Here is a 4,771-nt window from a genome sequence, read left to right as displayed (position 1 = left end):
CTGCAGCGCTCGGGCACTGCCTTTGCCGCCGCAGTCGTCGTGGCGATCCCGCTTGGCATGTTCATGGGCCAGGTTCGATCAGTCGAACGTGCGCTTGATCCGATCCTGCAGGTTTTCCGGCAGACATCGGCGCTTGCGCTCTACCCAATCTTCATCCTGCTTTTGGGCCTCGGCGAGGCTTCAAAAGTCTTCGTCATCTTCTGGGCGACGCTGTTTCCGCTGCTCTTGAACACCATCGGCGGCGTCAAGGAGGTCGATCCCAAGCTGATCGAGATGGCGCGGGTCTATGGCGCCTCCAGGCTGACCGTATTCCGCCGAGTCGTGTTGCCAGGTGCGGTGCCTTCGATCTTTGTCGGCCTCAGGCTGTCGGCGACGACTGCGCTTCTGCTTTTGATCGCGTCCGAGATGATCGGCGCCAACAAGGGCGTTGGCTTCCAGGTTATGAACGCCCAGTACAATTTCCAGATCCCGCTGATGTTTGCGGCGATCGTGTTGCTGGCCGGCCTCGGCCTGCTTTCCAACTACGGGCTCGTCTTGCTGCAACGTCGCCTCTGCCGCTGGAGCAGCGCTGCCAGCTAATCGCACGACTGCAATGTCCAAACGGTCCTATCAACCATGAAAGAGATCCGACCATGACACTTTCCCGCCGTTCCCTCGGCCTCGGTGCCGTTCTCGCCCTTGGGCTTTCCGCCACAGGCCTGCCTGGCTTCGCGCTTGCGCAATCGCCTGAAACCGTGAAGTTCCGCTACCTTGCCAGTCAGGGCGGCGTCTCCCCGCATGAACTTGCATATGAGCTGGGTTACTACAAAGATCTCGGCGTTGAGCTGGAGAATGTCGGCTACGCCCAGGGCGGGCCTGCCTCGCTCTTTGCGCTGGCTGCGGGCAGCGTCGACCTCGGTTCCGCCGCGACTTCGGCGGTGATCAACTCGATCGCCGGCGGCAACGACTTTGTCGCCGCCTATCCCAGCAACGGCATCAACGACCAGGTCCAGAGCGTTTTCTATGTGCTCGAGGACAGCCCGATCAAATCCATCGCCGACATTGCCGGCAAGTCGATCGCGGTCAACACGCTGGGCGCTCATCTCGACTACACCGTCCGCGAGGCGCTTCACCAGGCAGGCCTGCCGCAGACCGCCGCCAACCTCGTTGTGGTGCCCGGGCCGCAGCTCGAACAGATCTTGCGCTCGCGCCAGGTCGATATTGCCGCTCTCGGTTATTGGCAGGCGACCTTCGAAGGTGTGCTGAAGGAGCATGGCGGCGTCCGTGCTGTCTTTGACGACACCGATGTTCTGGGCGAGATCGCCGGCGGCTTCATCGTGCTGCGCCGCGACTTCATTCAGGCGCATCCCGAGGCCGCGCGCCACTTCGTCGAACAAGCGACCCGCGCCGCCGACTGGTCGCGCCAGAACCCGGACGAGGCGCGCAAAGTCCTCGCCAAGATCCTGAATGACCGCGGCGAAAATGGTGAGCTTGCCAAGCACTGGACCGGCTTCGGGCTTCGCCAAGGCGCCCAGGCGACCCCGCGCGACCTCGATTTCTGGATCAATGTGCTTGAACGCGACGGCTCGCTGCCCAAGGGCAAGTTTACGGCCACGGATCTTTTGTTCCAGCCGAACGCCGAAGCGACATCGAACTGAGCGCGAAGATGAACATTCCCGACAGCACCCGCCGCGGCGAGGTTTCGATCCGCGACCTCTCCAAATCCTTCGCCATCAATGGTCGCCCGCTGGCCGTGCTCAAGGGCCTCAATCTCGACATCCGCGCCGGCGAATGCCTCGTCATTGTCGGGGCCAGCGGCTCGGGCAAGACCACGCTCTTGCGGGTGCTTGCCGGCCTTGAGGCGGCGGACGGTGGCCGGGTTCTGATCGACGGCGCGGAGGTCGCTGGCGTCGGTACGGATCGCGCGGTGATCTTCCAGGAACCGCGTTTGCTGCCTTGGCTCACCGTGCTCGACAATGTCGCCTTTGGCCTGAAGGTGCGCGGCGAGGCGCGCAGCCGAGCCGAGGAGCGGGCTCGCGACTACATCGCGCTCGTTGGTCTCGGCGACTTCGCCRATGCCTACCCTAARCAGCTCTCGGGCGGCMTGGCTCAGCGYGTCGGCATCGCCCGTGCGCTGACYGTCCAGCCCGAGATCCTGCTTCTCGACGAGCCACTCGGCGCGCTCGACGCCATGACCAAGATCACCATGCARGAAGARCTCGCCCGTATCTGGAGCGAGGAGAACGTCACCATGATCATGGTSACCCATGACCTTGARGAGGCGGTCTATCTCGCCGACAGGGTCTTGGTCCTGCCCAAGRAAAAAGRTGCTGCGGCGCGGCTGATCGAGGTCGATCTTCCCCGACCTCGCGAYCGCAGCGAAGCCCGTTTCGTCCGCTACCGCGAGGAACTGCTGCGSGAATTCGGGCTGCACTGAAGCRTAGGSGCGCTCGACTGGATCACGATGGAGTAGAGGTCCCGATAGTCCGAACGGACCTGTGAGCAGGCGTCGAATCCGGCAACTTAAGCCGGAGAGACACGGCAAGGACCAGCCACAGGACAGGTGCGCAACGCGGAGAACGCTTTGTCACCTGCTGCTCCATGTGCGCCACGCTGGTCTGCGGCCTGACGGGCGACACCTTGCGAGGGGAGGCGGCGCTGCGCCGCCTCCCCAGACAGTTGGCCGGGCGGATGATCCGTCCGAACGCTTACTTGCTCCAGCTCTTCACCAGCTCGTCGTAATTGATGGTGATCGGCTTTTCCTTTTCGTTTTCAATCTTCAGCTGTGGTGCGAGATTGCCTGCCTTGACCGCTTCCGCATTCCAGTAGGCAAGGTCGTGCTCTTCTGCCATCTTCGGGCCGATATCGCCCTGGACTCCGGCGCGTTCGAGCCGTTCCATCACCTTTTCCTGCTCGGCGCAGAGCGAGTCCATGGCTTCCTGCGCCGTCTTGGCGCCTGAAGAGGCGTCACCGATTGCCTGCCACCACAGCTGCGCCAGCTTCGGGTAGTCGGGGACGTTGGTGCCGGTCGGCGACCACTGAACACGAGCCGGCGAACGGTAGAACTCGATCAAGCCGCYGAGCTGTGGGGCGCGGTCGCTGAAGCTCTTGTGATCAAGCGTCGACTGGCGGATGAAGGTAAGACCGACGTGGCTCTTCTTCACGTCCACCGTCTTCGACGTCACGAACTGCGCGTAGAGCCAGGCGGCCTTGGCGCGGTCGTCCGGCGTCGACTTGAGGATCGTCCAGGAACCGACGTCCTGGTAGCCGAGCTTCATGCCGTCCTTCCAGTAGACACCGTGCGGCGAGGGCGCCATGCGCCATTTTGGCGTGCCGTCCTCGTTCATGACAGGCAGGCCGGGCTTGACCATGTCGGCGGTAAAGGCGGTGTACCAGAAGATCTGCTGGGCAACGGCACCTTGGGCCGGCACTGGGCCGGATTCGGAGAAAGTCATGCCCTGGGCTTCCGGCGGCGCATATGCCTTCAGCCAGTCGAGATACTTGACGATCGAGTAGACCGAGGCCGGGCCGTTGGTGTCGCCGCCGCGCGCGACGCAAGAGCCGACGGGCTGCGACTTATCGTTGACCTTGATGCCCCACTCGTCGACCGGCAGGCCGTTGGGCAAGCCCTTGTCGCCATTGCCGGCCATCGAAAGCCATGCGTCGGTGAAGCGCCAGCCGAGCGAGGGGTCCTTTTTGCCGTAGTCCATATGGCCATAGACCTTCTGGCCGTTTACGTCGCGGCCAGTGAAAAACTCGGCGATGTCCTCATAGGCCGACCAGTTGACCGGAACGCCGAGGTCGTATCCGTATTTCGCCTTGAAGTCGGCTTTGTTCTTCTCGTCGTTGAACCAGTCGTAGCGGAACCAGTASAGGTTCGCGAACTGCTGGTCGGGYAGCTGGTAGAGCTTGCCGTCCGGCGCGGTCGTGAACTTGGTGCCGATGAAGTCGGCGACGTCGAGGTTCGGATTGGTGACATCCTTGCCCTCATTGGCCATCCAGTCGGTCAGGCTGCGCGCCTGCTGGTAGCGCCAATGGGTGCCGATCAGGTCGGAGTCGTTGACGTACGCGTCATAGATGTTTTCGCCCGACTGCATTTGCGTCTGCAGCTTTTCAATGACATCGCCTTCGCCGATGAGGTCGTGTGTGATCTTGATGCCGGTGATGTCCGAAAACGCCTTGGCGAGTGTCTTGGATTCGTATTCGTGCGTGGTGATGGTTTCCGAAACGACCTTGATGTCCATGCCGGCGAAAGGCTTTGCGGCATCGATGAACCACTGCATTTCGGCTTCCTGGCCGGCGCGATCGAGCGCCGACTGGTCCTTGATCTCGGCATCGAGAAAGGCTTTCGCCTCGTCCATGCCGGCAAAGGCATTGTTTGCACCCAAAAGCAGGGCGATCATGCTTGTCGATGCTAGAATATGGCGTCGCATTAATTTCCTCCCAAACAAGGTTGCATTGCCATTTGGCGCCGCCGCGGGCTTGCGGCGGTCCAACATTCCCCCCTCTAGACGAAGCGGAATACGCCGATCGCGTAGACCACTGCGAGAGCGAGAGCCCACCACAGGTTGGGTCCGATAAGACCCAGCCATGCGAGATGAATGAAGGCGCTGCCGAGCAGCGAAACGAAAAGCCTGTCCCCCCTGGTCGTCTCGAACCGAAGGATGCCGACGCGCGGATTGCCGCCGGGCGAGAAATACTCCCACACGCCCATGCCCACGAGCATCAGGAAAATGGTGATGAAGAACGCTGCTGTCGGCAGCGTCCAGGCCATCCAGGAAAAGTCCATCAC

At 62.1% G+C, this 4,771-nt stretch carries 5 protein-coding genes; 3 read left to right on the top strand and 2 right to left on the bottom strand.

Translation table 11 applies throughout. The annotated features are described in order from the left end of the window. From AC1DUU_RS23280 to AC1DUU_RS23270, 3 genes are all read left to right on the top strand, one after another. Window positions 1–579, top strand: a 579-nt coding sequence (locus AC1DUU_RS23280; RefSeq protein WP_476785753.1) for an ABC transporter permease, incomplete at its 5' end; no start/stop codon positions are given. Window positions 580–632: 53 nt separating this feature from the next. Continuing rightward, complete coding sequence (locus AC1DUU_RS23275; protein ID WP_476785752.1) at window positions 633–1,637, top strand: ABC transporter substrate-binding protein; 1,005 nt, start codon at window positions 633–635, stop codon at window positions 1,635–1,637. Between the two features lie 8 nt (window positions 1,638–1,645). Beyond that, window positions 1,646–2,416: an ABC transporter ATP-binding protein gene (locus AC1DUU_RS23270; protein WP_476785751.1), complete on the top strand. Its 771-nt coding sequence runs from the start codon at window positions 1,646–1,648 to the stop codon at window positions 2,414–2,416. Between the two features lie 271 nt (window positions 2,417–2,687). Here the strand turns inward: AC1DUU_RS23270 and AC1DUU_RS23265 are convergent, their stop codons facing one another. Both AC1DUU_RS23265 and AC1DUU_RS23260 read right to left on the bottom strand, forming a co-directional pair. Next, window positions 2,688–4,412: an ABC transporter substrate-binding protein gene (locus tag AC1DUU_RS23265; protein WP_476785750.1), complete on the bottom strand. Its 1,725-nt coding sequence runs from the start codon at window positions 4,410–4,412 to the stop codon at window positions 2,688–2,690. 74 nt (window positions 4,413–4,486) lie between these two features. Beyond that, a complete protein-coding gene (locus AC1DUU_RS23260; protein WP_055979040.1) occupies window positions 4,487–4,768 on the bottom strand; it encodes a DUF2160 domain-containing protein in 282 nt (93 codons plus the stop codon). Window positions 4,769–4,771: the final 3 nt, after the last annotated feature.

The sequence above is a fragment of the Aminobacter sp. P4_H6_2 genome (assembly GCF_056400805.1).
The sequence above is the reverse complement of the archived record's forward strand: the minus strand, read 5'-3'. Positions and strand labels throughout refer to the sequence as shown.